14 protein-coding genes and 1 tRNA gene are annotated in these 18,793 nt (G+C 33.2%); 10 read left to right on the top strand and 5 right to left on the bottom strand.

The window, feature by feature from the left end; translation table 11 throughout:
• Positions 1-160 precede the first annotated feature (160 nt).
• The 6 genes from ACWVCY_RS09890 (at position 161) to ACWVCY_RS09865 (ending at position 10,943) form a co-directional block, all read left to right on the top strand.
• Complete coding sequence (locus tag ACWVCY_RS09890; protein WP_455142555.1) at positions 161-1,342, top strand: acetoin utilization protein AcuC; 1,182 nt, start codon at positions 161-163, stop codon at positions 1,340-1,342.
• Between the two features lie 151 nt (positions 1,343-1,493).
• Positions 1,494-2,714: a Cdc6/Cdc18 family protein gene (locus tag ACWVCY_RS09885; RefSeq protein WP_455142553.1), complete on the top strand. Its 1,221-nt coding sequence runs from the start codon at positions 1,494-1,496 to the stop codon at positions 2,712-2,714.
• Between the two features lie 413 nt (positions 2,715-3,127).
• Positions 3,128-3,709, top strand: coding sequence for a hypothetical protein (locus ACWVCY_RS09880; protein WP_455142551.1), 582 nt, complete (start codon positions 3,128-3,130; stop codon positions 3,707-3,709).
• A gap of 15 nt (positions 3,710-3,724) precedes the next feature.
• Entirely contained in the window at positions 3,725-7,375 is a 3,651-nt protein-coding gene (locus ACWVCY_RS09875; protein WP_455142549.1) for an LAGLIDADG family homing endonuclease, read from the top strand.
• 31 nt (positions 7,376-7,406) lie between these two features.
• Positions 7,407-9,650 (top strand): DEAD/DEAH box helicase, encoded by a 2,244-nt coding sequence (locus ACWVCY_RS09870; RefSeq protein ID WP_455142547.1) that lies wholly within the window; start codon positions 7,407-7,409, stop codon positions 9,648-9,650.
• A 141-nt stretch (positions 9,651-9,791) separates the two neighbouring features.
• The gene (locus tag ACWVCY_RS09865) at positions 9,792-10,943 is read left to right on the top strand and encodes an SIS domain-containing protein (protein WP_455142545.1); all 1,152 of its coding nucleotides are present in this window, start codon (positions 9,792-9,794) and stop codon (positions 10,941-10,943) included.
• 3 nt (positions 10,944-10,946) lie between these two features.
• On the opposite strand, the gene ACWVCY_RS09860 is transcribed toward ACWVCY_RS09865, so the two are convergent.
• Complete coding sequence (locus ACWVCY_RS09860; protein WP_455142543.1) at positions 10,947-11,657, bottom strand: endonuclease III domain-containing protein; 711 nt, start codon at positions 11,655-11,657, stop codon at positions 10,947-10,949.
• Positions 11,658-11,777: 120 nt separating this feature from the next.
• Here ACWVCY_RS09860 and ACWVCY_RS09855 point away from each other — a divergent pair, with 120 nt between their 5' ends.
• Entirely contained in the window at positions 11,778-12,023 is a 246-nt protein-coding gene (locus ACWVCY_RS09855) for a HEAT repeat domain-containing protein (RefSeq protein ID WP_455142541.1), read from the top strand.
• Between the two features lie 29 nt (positions 12,024-12,052).
• On the opposite strand, the gene ACWVCY_RS09850 is transcribed toward ACWVCY_RS09855, so the two are convergent.
• Both ACWVCY_RS09850 and ACWVCY_RS09845 read right to left on the bottom strand, forming a co-directional pair.
• Complete coding sequence (locus ACWVCY_RS09850; RefSeq protein WP_455142539.1) at positions 12,053-13,030, bottom strand: hypothetical protein; 978 nt, start codon at positions 13,028-13,030, stop codon at positions 12,053-12,055.
• Between the two features lie 21 nt (positions 13,031-13,051).
• Entirely contained in the window at positions 13,052-13,678 is a 627-nt protein-coding gene (locus ACWVCY_RS09845) for a Rab family GTPase (protein ID WP_455142537.1), read from the bottom strand.
• 1,190 nt (positions 13,679-14,868) lie between these two features.
• On the opposite strand from ACWVCY_RS09845, the gene ACWVCY_RS09840 reads away from it, so the two are divergent.
• From ACWVCY_RS09840 to ACWVCY_RS09830, 3 genes are all read left to right on the top strand, one after another.
• Positions 14,869-15,171: a hypothetical protein gene (locus ACWVCY_RS09840; protein ID WP_455142535.1), complete on the top strand. Its 303-nt coding sequence runs from the start codon at positions 14,869-14,871 to the stop codon at positions 15,169-15,171.
• Between the two features lie 357 nt (positions 15,172-15,528).
• Complete coding sequence (locus ACWVCY_RS09835) at positions 15,529-16,215, top strand: winged helix-turn-helix transcriptional regulator (protein WP_455142533.1); 687 nt, start codon at positions 15,529-15,531, stop codon at positions 16,213-16,215.
• Between the two features lie 81 nt (positions 16,216-16,296).
• A complete protein-coding gene (locus ACWVCY_RS09830; protein WP_455142531.1) occupies positions 16,297-17,559 on the top strand; it encodes a hypothetical protein in 1,263 nt (420 codons plus the stop codon).
• Here ACWVCY_RS09830 and ACWVCY_RS09825 read toward each other — a convergent pair.
• Together ACWVCY_RS09825 and ACWVCY_RS09820 are read right to left on the bottom strand one after the other, a co-directional pair.
• A complete protein-coding gene (locus ACWVCY_RS09825; protein WP_455142529.1) occupies positions 17,556-18,326 on the bottom strand; it encodes a zinc-ribbon domain-containing protein in 771 nt (256 codons plus the stop codon). The two genes, ACWVCY_RS09830 and ACWVCY_RS09825, sit on opposite strands and share 4 nt — an antisense overlap.
• 198 nt (positions 18,327-18,524) lie before the next feature.
• Positions 18,525-18,599: transfer RNA gene (locus ACWVCY_RS09820), tRNA-Ala, on the bottom strand.
• Between the last annotated feature and the right edge of the window lie 194 nt (positions 18,600-18,793).

The raw sequence follows: 18,793 nt of genomic DNA, 5'->3' as shown, positions 1-18,793 counted from the left end.
TTAACTTTCTTCTATCCTGTTTAAAAATCTTAAGATTTGAGGGTATTTTCCGTAGAGAATTAGAAACTAAATCGAATATATTTTAAGTATGTTGATAAGGTTTTTTTAACAACTCAAACGATTTATGGATAACTTAGTCTTGCTCTAGGAGCGATATATTGTGATTACAACTGGAATAATTTGGTCAGATCAGTATTTAACGTATAATTTAGGCGAAGGGCATCCAATGAATCCTAAACGGTTATTAATACCTTTTCAACTGCTTAAAAGTTTAAAGATTTTTGGAAGACCTGAAATTAAGCATATAGAACCTCAAAAAGCTTCGGATGACGATATTCTGCTATTTCATACCCCCAAATATTTGGAAATAATGAAAGAGTTATCTAGAATTGGCAAGGGGTATGATTTCCGATATGGCTTGGGGACAGGAGATTGTCCTGTATTTCATGGGATGCATGAAAGTTCAAGTCTTATAGTCGGGGGAGCATTAGAAGGTATTAAGCGTATTATGAATGGGGATATTAATCAAGCATTTTCTCTATTAGGTGGTCTTCATCATGCTTTCGCTGAAAAGGCTGCCGGATTCTGCTATTACAACGATGTGGTGATTGCAATTCGTTTTTTACAGAAAAAATATAATATTAAAAAAGTACTTTATGTTGATACAGATGTTCATGCTGGAGACGGTGTATTAGATGCCTTTTATGCTGAGAATAGTGTTTTAGGAATATCTATTCACGAATCTCCCCAATTTATTTTTCCTGGAACTGGGTTGTCAGATGAAATAGGTGAAAAAAATGGATTAGGATATTCTCTAAACCTACCATTGTACCCTGGGACTTGGGATGATAATTACATTGAAATGTTTGAGAGTTTAATTCCCTGTATTTGGGAGGAATACGATCCTGAATTTGTTGTTTGGCAATGTGGAGCAGATGGTCATTTTCGTGATGTTCTAGGGCATTTAAATCTTACTACAAATCTATATTCTTATCTAGGTATGCGAATTTCCGAACTTACTCGGATTTCAAATGCAGATGGTAAGCTATTGCTTCTAGGAGGCGGGGGGTATAATCCTGATTCTGTTGCACGAGTTTGGCTTGCCATTCTTATGGGAATAACAGGAATTTCACTTCCTGACGAATCTCCCTCAGATTGGATTGATTTTTGCCGCACTAAATATAATATCGTAGCTAATAAACAAATTAATGATCCTAAAATTGATCCCTACAAGATTGAGAATTATAAATTGATCCATACAGCTAATGAACAATATTTAAATGTTCTAAAAGAAGAATTAAGAGAAACGCAAGTATGGAAGAAATGTAAAGCACTATTCTAAGAATGCATTATAATTAACTTTGGACTTTATTAGTATTAGAGCTATATATTTATCATATAGTCATTTTTTCTAATGCTTAATCCTAGGTATAATTTAGGATCAAAAGTAGTATTTCATAGTTTCTATAAATCTTCAATAGGAGATCTCTTCCATGAATGAAAAAAGATCTGTTGATATTATTCAAGATGCCTTATTTTCTTCTTCAGTATTTAAGGAAGGGGGAGAGCGGACACTTAACCAATCATTTGTACCTGAAAATCTTGAATATCGGAGTGATGATATTCGGAGGATTTCTCAAAACTTTCGTCCTTTGTTCTTATTAAAGAGTGGAGGAACAGAAGGTTTTTCAACTAATCTTGCTCTAACAGGACCTGCTGGAGTGGGAAAAACAGTAACTGCACGTTATACTGTTGAGCATATCCAAAATATGGCAGGAAGGCACCATATCAAGCTTTATACAGATTATAAGAATTGTTGGACAACACGAACAAAGACATCTATTCTTAGAAGTTTTTTACGAGATCAATTTGGAGTGGCAAGTCGGGGTTTTAGTGATGAGGAATCTACTGACATTTTGATCCGTAGGTTAAATTCAGAGCAAGCTTATCTACTTCTTATTCTTGATGAAATAAGTGTTTTACCCCAAAAAGATATTCGGGGTTTTATTCATTTGCCTGAAGAATTTGGGGCTGCCCATCGAATTTCTTTAATTATGATAAGTCGACCAACCGAATGGAAAGTAACTTTATCTTCTATGGTCTCCCAACGCATCGCTGATGTTATTCAGTTTAATCCTTACAATTATGAGGAGACTCGTAAGATCTTGGAGTACCGTGCACAATTAGCTTTCAAAACTAGTTCAATTTCAGAAGATATTATTGAAATGGTTGCTGACATTTGTGATCAAACAAAAAATCTAAGACATGGGATAGAAATCTTTTACCGAGCTGGACGGGCTGCAGACCAACATCGAATGGATGAACTCACCCCAGAACTGATAAGACATGCTAAGAATGATGTTTTTCCTGAAATGCGGGCAGATATTCTCGAGGAACTAAAAACCCATGAATTATTTGCAGCATTAAGCATTGCTCGGCGATTACATCATAAAGGAATCACTGCGACAACTATAGAGCATTCCTTCAAAAACTATCGAATTATATGTGAGGAATGGAATGTCAGACCTAATGGAGAAGCTGCATTCAGGAATTACCTATCAACGTTGGAAGCTATTGGAATACTTGGGAAGGTAACTAAAGGAGTTAAAGGAAGAAAAGGAGTTAGAGCTCGTTTAACGATTCATGATGTTCCCGCAGCAGTTCTAATTGAACGCATTGAGGTTTTCCTAGATAAAAGATTTCAAAGAGTTTAAAATGCTCCAAGTGGTGTCCTGTCAAATAAGTCGAATATTTGAATGAATTACCATTCTTAATCCCAATTTAAATTTGATATGATGATTTATATTCTTTATGAAGTAAAAAAAAACATCTCCCTACTCAATAAATTATCTGAAAGCATTTAAAAGGGAAATTTAGGTATTAATAGTGAAGTACCTCGTTAAACACTTTTAAAACGGTGTAGGAAGTGCTTTTAATCTAAATTTTCCCTAACGTCATTGTTCAGGAAAATATTGTGACCACGAAAATGTGATATATTATCGATTATCAAAAAAAATTAAATTATTCCTACGGAATTTTATAAAAAAGATTTGAGGAAAAGCAGTTTTTAGTTCTTATCTTTTTCCTCAAATCTTTCCTGATAAATTTTGAATTGGAAAGTGTATAAATGGAAACTACAATAGAAGGTCTTTCATCTACTGTTGAATCACAAGAAATGAAAAATGAAAATATACGTATAGAATTTGAATTTCTAGAATATAAAATTCCCGTTACATTTCGTGAAGATTTTTCAGGGTTTAAATTCAGTAGTATTTCAATAAACCCTGCGACTAAAGGGACTAATGATGAAATTCCTCTATATATCGCAGAATTTCTGTTTAGAAAAGGGATTATAGAGGATTATACGAAGGAATATCCCACTCAATTACAAGACCTGACCACTGCACTTAGAAATGAAGTTAGATCTGGAGAGCTACAAAAGCTTCACCCTTTTTTTTATTTTTTAATAACCCCTCATTTAGATTCCAGTGAAAAACAAGATTCTCGATTTAATGAACTCGAAACTAAGCGTCTTATATCAGCGTTTATCAAGTTATCGACCGAAAGAGTTTCAAAAATTATTAAAATGACTGAATGGAAGGATATCAATATCCAAAAAAGTAATTTAACCGTAACAGAACAAGTATTCTATCAACAACTCAGAACTATTATTAAAACGTGGAAAAAAGAATTTGTTAAACTATCATAAAAAGAAGGGGTACTTATGGGATTATCATTTGATGTACGCGGACGATTTGAATCATTCATTAACCAGTTTGAAAATGAGCAAGGTGAACTTAAATATCGTGAAATGATCAGAGAAATGGAACCTCGGGGCTTACGAAGTTTCGAGATTTCTTATAATGATCTATTAATCTTCGATCCAGATTTAGCATTGGGCATTTTAAGCTATCCTGAAGAAACTCTTCAGATAGGAGTGGAAGTCCTTCGTTTAATTCTTATGCAAATTAGTCCCTCTTATGTTGAAAAGTTGATCCAGCTTCATGTTCGGATCATCGACCTAACTGAAAAAATAAAATTACGTTCATTAAAAACAGAACATCTTGGATTATTAACAAACTTCGAAGGGATTGTAATAGGGGTAACTGAGGCCACACCATTATTAATTCGTGGCGTTTTTAAATGTGCTGCTTGTGGAGAAGATAATCAGATTGTTGATTTCCCTGAAGGGATATTTCTACCACCTTATCAATGTATGAATGAACAATGTCAACGTAAAGGATCATTACAACTCCAACTTGAACGAAGTATATTCATTGATTGGCAAAAACTTACGCTCCAAGAAAAACCAGAAGAACTCCCTCCAGGTCAATTACCTCAAAGTATTACTATTCATATCATTGATGATCTTGTTGATACTGCTAGACCAGGTGATCGTGTTCAAGTAGTAGGAGTACTGAAAGCTCGTGCAAGTCGATTATTAAAGCGAGGCCAACTAGCAACCTATACTAAATTTTTTCAAGGTATTTCCATCAGTAAGGAGACGAAAGAGTATGTGGATATTGAGATTTCAGAAGAAGATGAACTGAAAATAATTGATCTGTCTAAATCTCCATATGTTATTGAGAAAATCCGTGACTCATTAGCTCCCTCGATTTATGGATTTGACTCTGTGAAGGAAGCAATTGCGACTCTTCTATTTGGGGGTAGTTCTAAGGAAACACCTGATGGTGTAAAGCTTCGGGGAGAATTAAATATCCTTTTAATTGGAGACCCAGGAGTTGGAAAAAGTCAATTATTGAAATTTGTTGCAAATCTTGCACCTAGAGCACTTTATACCTCCGGAAAAGGAAGTACAGCAGCTGGTTTAACTGCAGCTGTAATTCGCGATCAAGATACTGGTGAAATAACGTTAGAAGCAGGTGCATTGGTATTAGCTGATCAGGGTATCGCCATGGTCGATGAATTCGATAAAATGCGGCCAGAGGATCGTACAGCCATTCATGAAGCGATGGAGCAGCATTCTTATCACCCCTCTTTCGAAATATCCTTATCAAACGGATTAAAGACACCTATTGGTGCTTATGTTGATAACCTTCTAGCAAAGGATACTGAGAAGACAATCAATGGAGTTAATTGTGAAATTCTACCACTGGATCATCTAGAAGAAAGTCTGTACTCTTGTGATTTTAATCAGTTTTTTCACCAGAAAATTACTCAAGTTAGTCGCCACGAAGCTCCCGATTCCTTTGTTAGACTTACCTATTCTAATGGAAGAGATATTCTTGTTACACCAGAACATCCTATTTTCATATTTCATGGAGAACACATAGATGAAATTCCTGCCGACGAAATACAGGTAGATTCTTTTGTTCCAAGTCCTCGAATCATTCATTTTTCGAATAAACAGATTAAATTAGAAAAAAATATCGATCCTGGTCGAAAAGAGACTAATCTACCAACTTCTCTTACTGAATCCTTAGCTCGATTTTTGGGCTATTACGTAACAGAAGGTTATTCATGTGAAGGATCTACAATGGAAGTAGGTTTAAGCAACACTAAAGCTAAAATAATCCAAGACATGAAAAAAGTGATCAGAGAAACTTTTCATATAATTCCTATAGATAATACAAAGAATAATCGTATTTTAAGAATCATTTCTAAATCCGTTTATAATTATCTACATTATAATTTTCCCAATTTAATGAAAAAAAGTCTAGAAAGACGTATACCTTCTCTACTATTCTCTAGTGATAGAAATTGCCGTATAGCTTTTCTTAATGCTGCATTTCATGGGGATGGTTCAATTGAAACAGAATCTTGTGTTTATTCGACTTCTTCAAAAGGATTGGCACAGGATTATCAAGATTTATTGCTCTCTTTAGGTATTCACACCCGAATTGTTTCCAGTGATTACCTTACCATTATGGGAAAAGAATCACGTGTTCGTTATAAAGTCTATATTCGTGGAGACCATCTTAGCCGATTTGTAAAAATTATAATTCCTGATCTTCGAAACAATGAAAAATTAAAATTATTAGTTCAAAGGAGTAAGAGAAAATATAGAAGTTATGATGTCCTCCCCTCTGGCACTGGTAGGATAATTAAAGAATGCATGAAGCGCCTAGGATTACCTTATAATGGATATTTCCAGCAATATCTGAATGGAAATTATGGAATTACAATAAAAGTCATTGATAAATATTTGGAAGCTTTAAAGGAAAGAATCTTTGTCTTAGAGAATATTATTCCAGATATTTCTGACTTACGTCAATTTCGCGAAACAATTGGATATTCACAAGCGCAGCTAGCAAGAATGATCGGGGAAAAGAGAGGAATAATTGACTATGTTGAAAATGGAGGTTATATTTTACAATATAGGACTTCAGTATTGGATGTATCGAGAATTGTCTTTCACGAAATTCTCTCTGATGTAAAAAAGAGTATTTCTTATATCGAAAAACTGAAGCAATTTAGATGGTTAAGAATAAAAAAAGTTGAGAGAATACCAAATGCAGATAAAAATAAGACTGATTGGGTTTACGATGTTACAGTAAATCCCACAAGGACCTTTGTAAGTCATGGACTAATTCTTCATAATACCATTTCAATAGCTAAAGCAGGGATTGTTGCTACTCTTAATGCACGAACTTCCATTTTAGCAGCAGCTAATCCTAGACGTGGTCGATGGAATCCTTACAAAGGGACCGCTGATAATTTAAACTTACCTGCCACTATTTTGTCAAGATTTGATCTAATTTTTGTTCTTGAAGATCGACCTGATGAAAAAGAAGATCATGATAAGGCCTCTCATATCTTAACATTGCATAAGTCCCGTGTTTTACCTGTATCTCCTCCTATTGAACACAACTTGTTACGGAAATACATTGCTTATGCTCGACGGGAAGTTAAACCTCGTCTAAGCGATCAAGCACAGGAACGTTTACTTGAATATTATAAAAAATTACGTAGAGAAAGTGGAACAATAGATGAAAAAGGTCCTGATCCAATTGCAATTACTCCTCGTCAGCTTGAGGCACTTATTCGGTTATCAGAAGCTCGCGCTAAAATGCGGTTAAGTGATGAAGTTAGTTATGATGATGCTTCTGGTGCAATAAATCTAATGGAGTCTACATTGGAAAAACTAGCGAAGGATGCTGAAACTGGAAAATTTGATATTGATAAATACTCTTCAGATGTTAGTGCAGGTTCTCGAAGAAAATTGGATCGAATAGAGGCATTAATTGATAAATTATTAGAAGAAGCTGATGATGAACCTGTAGCTAAAAAAATGATTGTTGATAAAGCAGTTGAGGCTGATATGGACAGACAAGATGTCATACGAACAATTGATGAGATGGTTCGTCGTGGGGTATTGTTTGAACCTCAATCAGGTCATGTAAAGAGGCCATAATATATTATTTCCTTAAAAACTTGGATCTCAAATGTTAATAACAGATTTACCTTTAAATATTAATATCAAGAAACTTATTACAGAAGTAGATGGAATTAAACAGTTATATCCTCCTCAAGCGGATGCAGTTCATAAGGGATTATTCGAAAATAAGAATCTAGTTATTGCAATCCCTACTGCTGCAGGAAAAACACTTCTCGCAGAATTAGCAGCACTTAAACATATTTTAGAACAAAAAGGTAAAGTAATATATCTTAGTCCATTACGTGCGTTAGCATCAGAAAAATATCATTCTTTTCAACGTTTTAAACCTCTTGGGGTTCGGGTTGCTATTTCATCAGGAGATTATGATTCAAAAGATGATTACTTACCAAATTATGATATAATAGTATCAACAAACGAAAAATTAGATGCGTTACTTCGTCACAGAGCACAATGGATCCAGGATCAAGTAACTTTAGTTATTATAGATGAATGTCATCTTTTAAATGATCAACATCGTGGTCCAACTCTTGAAATATTGCTTGCACGATTATTAATTGAAAACCCAAACGCTCAGATCTTAGCATTAAGTGCAACAGTGGGAAATTCTGACGAAATTGCAGATTGGTTAAGTGCTGAGCTGGTAGAAAGTGATTGGCGTCCGGTTCCTCTGAAAGAAGGTATTTATTTTGAGGAAGCAATTACTTTTCCTGATAATTCATCCAGAGAGATTTCGTATCACCGAAAGGATCCTCTTGTAAATCTGGTGCTTGATTCTATTCATGCTGATGAACAGGTCTTAATTTTTACACCCTCCCGTCGCACTGCAGTATCTACAGCAGAAAAGCTTGGAAAAAATGTTAAAGAATTTCTCACTAGCCGTGATCTAAAACAACTTGATGAAATTTCACACAATATACTTCGAAGCATTTCGGATCCTCTTTCAATAAAACTAGCAGAAATACTTGGAAATGGAGCCAGTTTTCACCATGCAGGGCTAAATTCTACTCAACGTGAAATTGTTGAACAAGCATTTAAAGATGGATTTTTGAAGATCATTTGTGCAACGCCAACATTAGCTGCTGGGATAAATATCCCAGCTAAACGTGTAATAATTACGAGTGTATTCCGATATTCCGTAGAAGAGGGTTCCCACCCAATTAAAACACTTGAATATAAACAAATGGTAGGACGTGCAGGGCGACCGCAATTTGATTCGGAAGGAGAATCGATTCTCATAGCTAAAAGACCCGAATCAATATATTGGTTGATGGAAAGATATATTTTACGAGATCCTGAAGATATTTATTCTAAATTAGCTGCTGAACCTGCACTTCGTCGAAATATTCTTGGATTGATTGCGTCAAAAGTTGTAAATAATATACCAGAACTTCTAAATTTCTTTGATAAGACTTTTTATGGATTTCAATTTGAAGCTATTCTTTTAGAGGGAAAAATAAGGAAAATTATTGATTTGTTAATTATTTGGAAAATGATTTCGCCTTTAAATGCTACTGAAACTCTGCAAGCCACTCCTTATGGTATTCGTGTAAGTCAACTCTATTTAGATCCAGAAACTGCTGCGAGTATTATCGATGCCTTGGAAACTGTCATTATAAATCCAAGGTTCAAGATTCACTCAATTGCTCTTTTGGATCTTCTTGTGGGAACACCTGACATGATTTCTCTTTCTTTTTATAAAAAAGGCTGGAAAACTGTAGAAAAGGGATTAAAAAAATATAAAAATCGATTAATTCGTCCTGTGCCAGACTATTTTCAGGATATCGAGTATGAATTTCGTGTGCGAGATTTTCAGACTGTGTTATTCCTTTATGATTGGATTCGTGAATATCCAGTAGAAAATTTAGTTATGAAGTATAAAATCGGATCAGGAGATATTCATCGAATAGTTGAGACTGCAACATGGATAATGTCTGCGATATCTGAAATTGCAGATTTGAAAAAAAGATACAACAGGCAATATCAGAAATATGCTAAAATAGCCCGTTCTCTGAGCGAGAGAATTGAATATGGAATTAAAAATGATGCCATCAGTCTTACCAAAGTGAAGGGAATTGGTCGTAAACGAGCTCGTGCTTTATTAAATCGTGGTATTCGTGATATTCATAAGCTACATGAAACATCCTATTCAGATTTAATACAGATTCCTGGATTTGGTCCAGATCTAATAAATAAAATCCAAGAGCAAGTTAAATTCACGCTAGAACAGCTTGAACAAAGATCTGAATCACTAGACCGTTTAAGTATTGATTCAGATTATATTTTTGAATAATCTTTTATGGTCACAATTGTATTTAGGAAGCCACAAAGGAAATTAAAAACACTCAAAATACACATTTTAAATTAAAGATATTTTTGTTAAGAGCATATTTTAACTTTATAGATATAAAAAACTTACACTAGGTTATATTTAATGTCTAAACCGGATTTTATGATAGAAGAAATTTTAGAGCAACCCTTAATAACAAATTTAATTGCAGAGGATGAATTTATCTACCAATTAGCCAGTAACATTCAAGATAATCGACTTCAAAAAATTATCATAACAGGTTCGGGAGATAGTTACTGTGCAGCAAGATATGGGTCTTATCTTGGAAAAAATTGGCTTCAAAATTATACAGTTGAACATTATACTCCTTTTAATCTAGTGAATTTTACTTCCCACCATAAATTTACAAAAAGTGTTATAATTGGATTATCTGTTTCTGGTAACACTCCTCGTGTTATTGAGGCTATTAGATATGCAAAAAAAAGAGGAGCATACACAATAGGGATAACTGATAATCCTAAAGGAAAATTAGCAACTGAATCAGACGAGGTTATCTTTATTCATGCTTCTCCACCTGAATCATTGGAAACAACACCTTATAGGATATCAGGAGCCAAGGATTATGTTGGTTATCATCATAATGTGGCTCAAACTAAGACTTATCTTGCTAATATTGCGGTTTTAAGTGTTTTAATGGCTAATTTAACATTAAAAAAAAACCAGGCTTTAAGAAAGGTGTTTGAATCATTTTCTTTAATTAAAAAAGTCCTAGCAATGAAGTCTCAATTCATTTCGTGGGGGAAAATCTTATCGAAATGTTCTGAAAAAGTAATTTTTATTGGATCAGGTGCAAATAGTGCAACAGCCCTATTTGGAGCCTATAAAATGTTTGAATTTACTTTAAATGGGTATGCAAGTGATATAGAGGAATATTGTCATACTCAATACTTTATAACCAATTCTAATTCATCAGTTATATTTTTAGCACCTGATCAAGCTTCATGGGAACGAATAATGGAAATTGAACCTATAATTTCTGAAGAAATAGGGGCTTCTTCTCTTATTTTAGCAAATGATACCATTTCTGGGGAAACAGCCCGAACGAATCTTTTCCTTCCTCTACCAAGTTTTGAACCTTTAAGTCCTTTAGTCTTTACTATTCCAATAGAATTAATTACATATTCTCTTGCAAGAGAACGAGGGTTCAACACAAATTTGTTTAGAGGAGGTCACGAGACAGAAAAATATGTTGCTGGTTCATTTAAAACCATTAGGTCATCTAAAATAAAATATTAATTTTTACCTCGATTTTTCGACTCCAATTTTATGACAATCAGAAGAAATAACACAAATACTACATTTAGGGCTGATTGGGGTACAAATATTTTGGCCCCAACGAACTAATATATCATTGATAGAGATCCACCATTTAGAAGGAAGAATTTTTCTTAAAATTAATTCTACATTATCTGCATCGTGAAAAATAATTTTACCATCTTTAATCCCCTTTATTGGAACAATTCCAATTCGCTGAGTTATACGTGCAACGTGAACATCGACACAAATGCCAAGTTTTCCAAAACCCATTGTAATTACTAAATTTGCTGTCTTCCTACCCACTCCTTTAAAGCTTAATAATTCCTCAAGAGAGTCAGGGACTTGTCCGTGATAATTCTTAATTAATTGCTCACAAATCTCCCTAATTACTTGTGATTTACGGCGATAAAATCCAACTGGATAGATTATTTTCTCTAGTTCAGTAATTGGGATAGCTAAAATCTTTTCAGGGGTATCTGCGATTTTAAATAAGTCTTTACTAGCTTTATATGTGGTTTCATCCTTAGTTCGAAGACTCAGAATTGTAGCAATTAAAATTCTAAATGGATCTTTCTTTGTCTTTGAAAGCTGGGTAACAAGGGGATCAACCATTTCTTCTTTTGCATTGGTAAGCTTGGTCAAAATATGATCAATTTCACTGGAAGAATGTAAAGATTTGTATTTTGAAGCCATTGTAGAATCCAAACTATCTAATAACTTGTTAGGAAAGTTAAAATCCTCGACAAGAAATTTTTTTCCTATTATTGAACGCGACTCATATAAGAAAAATTATTTTTCCTCTGAATGAGAAAATTGGTCGATGAACAAACTCGAGAGCTTCCCAAATCTGAATTACTTTCTAAAATGATTGAAAAGTTGGAAAATGATCCTGATAAATATGAACGGATGTTTGCAGGACAATATTTAGCAAAATATAATTATTTTGAGAGTAAAGAAATTTTAAAGCAAGCAATCCTTAATGAAACTGATCCTGAAGTAGTTGCAAGCCTTATTCAACATATTAATAATGCTGAGAAGCTATTAAAGAACGGAAATTGATTAATAAGTCAAAGATGAAGATTTTTTTGTTAACGAAGAGAAACAGCATCTAAAGGAAGAGAGACTTGATCTGAAGGGGAAGTTAAGATTTCCACAAGGATTATTTTCTTTTCATGACTTATAGAAACAACTCGTCCCATTAATCCCTTAAACTGACCCTCTAGAATTAAAATTTTATCTTCAGGTCTTATTCCAAGCATTTCGTTCTCTAATGTCTTTTTACTCTCAGAAAAAGCCTTAATTCCAAACCGCCAGCGAATTTTGAAGCCTAAACGTTTTTCGGGAATATTAAGTAATAATTTTCTTTGGAAGTGTCGTAAAAGAGGAAGATCTGACAGGCAATTAGTTAAAGTTCGGATAGATTCATATTCTGAACATGTATTCATTAATTGATCAAGATCAGTAAAATTAGGAAAATTTTGAGGAGAATAGATCAAGCTTACCGATTTAATAGTTTTTTCAGCCATACTCGGTACTAGAGTTTGAAATGTAAATGCAGGATTGAATGGTGGAGGAATAACTCTATCAATCGATCCAAAAATCTGAATCAGCTCTAAAGAAGGAATCATACGATGACTTGTTAAAAGAAACTGATGTTTACACAAAGCATGTTCAACCAATCGTGAAGAGATCGGAAAAGGAGGCATAACTTCAAAGTCCTTTATGTCAAGAATTTTTGTCTCTTCTGCTGTTAATAGTCCTAAAATTAATGGTGAAATAAAGAATTGTATTGATTTTTCCTGAAAGAACTCATTTTTAATAATAAATGTATGAGTTTTAGCTCTAGGGCGACCATAATCATCATTTCCGTCATTTAAGGTAAAACGTAATCCAATACTTCGAGAAGAATATCTAAATTTTGTTAAACAACATTGGTCTATCCCCAGATTAACCTGTACAGGCACAAAAGGAGTGATATCTATATTTGGTTGTAAGAGTGTGGTTGCGACTACATCTAGACCTTTTTCAGGAATATTTCTAACAATTATCTGATGTAGATTACTCATCTCGGTGCACTGATTCTCTATTTAATAAAGTGAACGTTTACACTTTTCAAAAATACTATCAATATCTTCATATGGAGAATTTAAAACACTAATAAAGGCTTTTTGAAAGATTGCAAAGGGAAAAGTGATTTTATAATCATTCATAACTGTTTCAAACTCATTAAGGAATTTTTTTGCTCTTCCTTCGTCATAATCAATAGCATCCATTTTATTAACAACAAAAAAGAATAATGATTTCTTATTTTTCGCTTTCTTATCTGCTTTATCTGGATCAAGGCTTAAACTATCTAAAAAATAATTAAATGAGTCTTCCATTGCTACACGTTGAGCTTCTACAGCCTGTGTAGGATCTAACATGAATAAGATGCCATGAGTTTTATATTTCCGCATTGCTTCTCGCCATTTTCTCCGAAGTTTAAAATCACCGGGATTATCGACTGCAATCAAGTTATATTTACGATATCTTTCTAATGAAAGCCTAGATTGTTTGGTGCTCGATAAAAGCGTTAGTTTTTTCTTTTCAATGGTAATATCGAGAGTTTTCTCAATTTGAGCTTGATCTTCCGCTTTCAATCGTTTGAGTAAACTCGTTTTCCCGACTCCCGTGTGACCAAGAATAGTTAAACGGATATCTCTATCAAATACCATAAGAAAAATTCCGCCTGAAAATACTCTAAAAATTTAATGCTATTGCACACATTCGACCAAATAAGAATATCATTTGAGACAAATATGATTGAAACATTTAGCAGATATATTTCAAGAAAAAACATCTTAATAAAGACTAATAAGAGTAACCATACTAGAAAAATCGCCAATATTAAATCTAAAGAATTAAATTGATCATTAATCGAAAGATTATATTGGATTATTGTCGCAAAAGACTAATTCAAAATAAACTGATTTAAATTTTTCTTAACACTTTCATTTGAAGAGAGAGATTGAACTAAATAGAATAATATGATTTAAAAGATCAGTATTGGAAGATAAGAGAAAAATTTAACTATATTGATATTCAAATGTATTTTCACAAATTTTCGAATTTAAAATAGGTAATAAAATAAGATAATCATCTAAACAAAAATCCATTTTAATTAGATAATAAAAAATAAAACGTATTTAAATACCTTGAAAAATTCGATAAAAGGATGAAAAGTGCTATTTTCGGATATTTAAAGATTTTAAGGCTAGAAATATCGAAGAAATTCGAAAATTACGGAAAGATTTTCTAGAAAAATTTATGAAGTGTTTACCTTAGAATCACCAAAAATCATTAGCGATAATAAGATATTTACTTTTCTAGCGAACACATGTAATTCTCGTTCCATTAATAATATGAAAAATCTACTTCATTAATTAGAGTACAATAAAAAACGTTTTAAGCTATTAATTAACATATTTCTTACATTAATTGATTTAAATGAAAAAAACCTCCTCAAAAAACCCGTCTAATTGATTATGAGAAAAAACTTACAAGTTTGGGTACTTACCCCTAACTCCCTCATGAACGAGAAAAAACACCTGATTTTTGGAAGAAATTTTTATCCATGAGGCAAAGGTTCAATGGGAAATTCAGGCGTCAAACATCGAAAAATCAATAGCTTTATATATACGAAGCAAAGATAAAAGGTTGTAATTTGGAAAAATGATCCAAAGTAAAACACCACTGAAAACTAACCCAAAACATATCTATATAAGATTATTTGGAGGATAAAAAAATAATGTCTGCTGTAACTATCGCAAAAATGATTCAACTACAAGAATCAAAACCTATCTCACTTCCCGCAGATTTTCTCGAAACACTGCGACCCAAGGATGTCGAAGAAAGTAGTGCGGTAATGATCCTCGCCCCATCAACAAAAATTATCAGGATTATCCCAACGAAGAGTTCTGAGGTTGTAAAAGTAGCAATCGAAATTGGGGAATTATCACCTGACTTTTTGCAGGAATTGGGTGTTGTGTTCATGCGGAGCAAGATCAAGACACTATACAGCACGGGATTGTGTTTCACCCAAGATTCGTGCACATATGAGGGATATTTGGATAGCTCGGACCTAACTATCTCTCAGGATCAGCTTAAAGACGAATTAGCTGAAATCAAAGGTGTTAGCAAAGTCGATATTACGACTTTGACAGCTTAAATAACCTCTTTTCTTCCTTTCCTGCTTTCTTCTTCACGTTTTTTCTACTTTAGTGTCTCTAATTCATGTAATTATACTTCAGGAAGTAATGATCTTACTAATAGAATGAATTGGATTCTTTAAAAGAATCTGTGCTTATCTATTGATATGAGGGAAATGAAATTGAAAAGAGGATGTTACCTGAATATTGTACATATTGACTATTGTTGATTAATATATTACAGAATAAATAAAAATTCCTGTAATGAGAGGTTTTGCAGTAATAGATTTTTAGTTGTGACTCCAATACCTTTTTAAGTGCAGTGATGGGATAATTTCAAATTGCTTGAATAAGCCTATATGGAAGTAGGATATTAAATGTCGTTTGCCTCTGACGAATCAGAGAATTTAAGTTTATTGTTACACCCCCTGCGAAGGAAAATTTATTCCCTTCTAGCTGAAAATCCTGGGTCTTACTTCTTTGATTTAGCTAAATTTCTAGAATTGCCCCAAGGAACTTTAAACTGGCATCTTAAACGTTTAGAAGAAGATCAACTCATTAAATCATTAAAATATGCGGGGAAACGAATTTATTATCCTGCAGGGCTTCGTTCAGCTGAAGCAGAACGGATTTTCACTGTTCTCCGCCCTTCAACATCAAAAAAAATATTTACTTATGTACTTAATCATCCAGGTGCTTTTCAAAGCCAGATTGCTCAAGGGATTAGTCCTAATGTTCATCATGATACTGTGAGATACCATTTAAATAGATTGGTTGATGTTGGCCTAGTTAAAATGAAACGAAGTGGGCGTAAAGTCCAGATTTTTCCTGGTGAAGTTGCTGAAAATTTACAGGATGGATCATTAACAGCAATATCTGATTCTTATGTTAAATTCCTGTTAGAAAAATTACGAGAAGGTTGCTTACACCCTGAAGTTGTCTTACAAAGTAAAAAACAGCTCGTATTACGCATTGAGTGTCCTAATGGCGAAGATATGATTCTCAATCTCAGGATGAGCGATTGGGAACTATTTACTCCTGAAGACGACGAAGAAGAAGAATAATAAACATTTTTTATTTTCAATCATTTTAAAGATTATATCCTAGAATTTTACTCAATACTCATTTCCCTCGGAACTAGTCCCATGGCCACTAAATTCGATTCTAAGGAATATGCAAAATCACGTTTTCTTAATTTATGTGAAAAATATTTCCCTATAGATTATTTAAAGCTAAATATAAGTAGAAAAGGCTTTAAACTAGGGGAGAATACCATTACACTAATAGAAGAAGCACAAAAAATAGTCAATGAAGCTGAAATTACTCATGATGTTATTCCTCGTTCAACTGCTGATATATTCCGTTATGGTACAGTTCTTCTTGAAATATTTAATGATTTGTCAAATTACCAAACAATATCTCAAATCAAATCACGGTCACGTCGTGGATATCGGAAACAAATCGAAGTTATTGATTTTGACCAACGCAAAATTGAATATGCCCTAAAGAAAAGTCCTAGTCCGTCTATTAAAACTGAGAAAGATGAAAAAATGATTAGTTCGTTTAAAAAAGAGTTTTTAACTCTTTTAGAAGAACATAATTTTTCTCAATTACAAAATAATATTAAGAAAAATCAAAAATTATTTATCTTAGATGAAACTGAAGGATTCAAATTATTTCATTCTCTTTCTCGACTGATTAATAATCTTTTTGAAAAGATTAACGAAAGAAAGGTAATTACTAAACAAATTGAGGAAAATAAATCTAAAATTGAAAAGCTTCATGATCGAATTCTTGAACTCCAACAGCTCCAACCCCAATTTCAAATGAAGATTAAAAATCAAAGAGAAATCAGCGGATTCAATCAATTACTTGCAGAAAAAGAACAGCTTCTCAACGATTCTAATTTGTCACTCTTCTTAAAAATTCTCACAACTTCTCTTGAAAGGTATATTAAAATGGTTGAAAGGCGAGAGAATCGAAAATTAGAACAGAGAGATGCTTTTTTAGGTCTTATCCTTGATCCAGCAAGATACCCTGGTCTTGACGAACCTCTCTGGCGAGAAATAGTTTTTATTCTCGAAAATCATGGAATAGAATTATTGAGTAGTAAATCTTGGTTTAATTTTTCAAATTCGGATGAATTACGTCAATTTATTGTAAATAAGGAAAATCTCTTCAAATTTTCTCGATTAAGAAAACTTGAAGAGGAAATGCTTGAGAAAGAGGATTCTATGATGAAAAACGATGAATATCGATATGCCTATAATCTCCAAAGTGAATTAAAGACTTCTCAGAATTTATTAGAAAATCTAGAGAGAAATTTTCGTGAATTGAACACTCTACATAAAGAAATTTCAAAAGAAATATCAGAAGAGGAACAGAAAGCTATTAGTATACTCCATTAAACTTCTTTCAAAACTTCCATTAATGTTTCAGCTGCAATTGATTTTTTCTTGAATTCCTCATTTTTTTTCTCTAATTCTTGCTGAATATCATCAGAGCTTTTTCCTTCAATTTCTCCCTTAACACGTAACCGTTCCATTTCACTCTCAAGCTCACGAGTATCTCTTTGAAGACTCACTAACCATCTTCGAGCTTTTCTTTCTTCTGCTGAAGCTTTAGATTGCGATTTAGCCAACTCTGTTGCGTATTCATCACGAAGAGATGCATAGACCTCTTTTGTGACAGTTTGAGCTCGGTTTGTCTCCTCAAGTTTTTCTAATCTTTTTCGCCAAAGTTTTTCTTCTTCTATTAATACTTCTAATTCTAAAGGCTGAGGTTCTAGTGTTTTTTGTTCTTCTTGTAATTTAACCATTACTGTTTGAAGAGAATCGATACTTCTCTTCTTTTCTTGTTCATCAATAAGACCAATCTCAACTTTTTTATCCAATTCATCAATTTCATTTAACAGCTGTTTAAGCTCTGATTTTATCTGTTTCTTTCTTTTTCGAGCATATAAACTATTAAGAATTGCTTCTGGTATATTTTCCGCTTCTTCTCTCGTAGGTGGACTGAATGTAATGGGTGTGGATGAAGCTTCACGTTGTGGAGTTAACTCTGTAGGAGATGAATAGCTTTGAGTCTTCCTTGCAGGAGTTCCACAAAAACGACAAAAGCGAGCTGTTGCAGTAATTTCTTTTCCACAATTTGTGCAATAAGTGGTTTGAGACATTCTGGAATCCTTCTTTAATTTGGTTACATCTAATTAGAAGTTGTTTTTTAAAGACTTCATTCAGGTATAATTCCTTTTAAAAGAGTCACTTAAACAATATAAAAGAAAGAAAAATAATATCATTTTTGTAAATAATTAATTTTGTTTAATAAATTTGTAGATATTATTCATATTATAAAATTTGTTAAAAACAAAGAGTGGACCGAGTGGGATTTGAACCCACGACCTCCTCCATGCCAAGGAGGCGCTACTACCAAGCTGAGCTATCGGCCCGATGGAAATAATACCTATTGAGATGATTAATAGATGATATTTTATTCTTTTTGATTTAATTTTCCTTTTTATTACGTTACAAAAATCTATACTGATGATCTATCAATACCCCCCCAAAAACCTTTATGATATGTACGATTATTTTGACTCAGTTTTTCTTATGACAAGTCAAAGCCGTAGAAAAATAGAATTAT

This window comes from Candidatus Hodarchaeum mangrovi (assembly GCF_975850365.1).
Note: the sequence above shows the minus strand (reverse complement) of the source record. Positions and strands in the feature narration are given on the sequence as shown.

What these genes read in the sequence shown, in the direction of transcription:
- ACWVCY_RS09885 (WP_455142553.1), top strand. Translation starts at nt 1,494, where the DNA reads ATGAATGAAAAAAGATCTGTTGATATTATTCAAGATGCCTTATTTTCT.
- ACWVCY_RS09880 (WP_455142551.1), top strand. Translation starts at nt 3,128, where the DNA reads ATGGAAACTACAATAGAAGGTCTTTCATCTACTGTTGAATCACAAGAA.
- ACWVCY_RS09875 (WP_455142549.1), top strand. Translation starts at nt 3,725, where the DNA reads ATGGGATTATCATTTGATGTACGCGGACGATTTGAATCATTCATTAAC.
- ACWVCY_RS09870 (WP_455142547.1), top strand. Translation starts at nt 7,407, where the DNA reads ATGTTAATAACAGATTTACCTTTAAATATTAATATCAAGAAACTTATT.
- ACWVCY_RS09865 (WP_455142545.1), top strand. Translation starts at nt 9,792, where the DNA reads ATGTCTAAACCGGATTTTATGATAGAAGAAATTTTAGAGCAACCCTTA.
- ACWVCY_RS09860 (WP_455142543.1), bottom strand. Translation starts at nt 11,657, where the DNA reads ATGGCTTCAAAATACAAATCTTTACATTCTTCCAGTGAAATTGATCAT.
- ACWVCY_RS09850 (WP_455142539.1), bottom strand. Translation starts at nt 13,030, where the DNA reads ATGAGTAATCTACATCAGATAATTGTTAGAAATATTCCTGAAAAAGGT.
- ACWVCY_RS09845 (WP_455142537.1), bottom strand. Translation starts at nt 13,678, where the DNA reads ATGGTATTTGATAGAGATATCCGTTTAACTATTCTTGGTCACACGGGA.
- ACWVCY_RS09840 (WP_455142535.1), top strand. Translation starts at nt 14,869, where the DNA reads ATGATCCTCGCCCCATCAACAAAAATTATCAGGATTATCCCAACGAAG.
- ACWVCY_RS09835 (WP_455142533.1), top strand. Translation starts at nt 15,529, where the DNA reads ATGTCGTTTGCCTCTGACGAATCAGAGAATTTAAGTTTATTGTTACAC.
- ACWVCY_RS09830 (WP_455142531.1), top strand. Translation starts at nt 16,297, where the DNA reads ATGGCCACTAAATTCGATTCTAAGGAATATGCAAAATCACGTTTTCTT.
- ACWVCY_RS09825 (WP_455142529.1), bottom strand. Translation starts at nt 18,326, where the DNA reads ATGTCTCAAACCACTTATTGCACAAATTGTGGAAAAGAAATTACTGCA.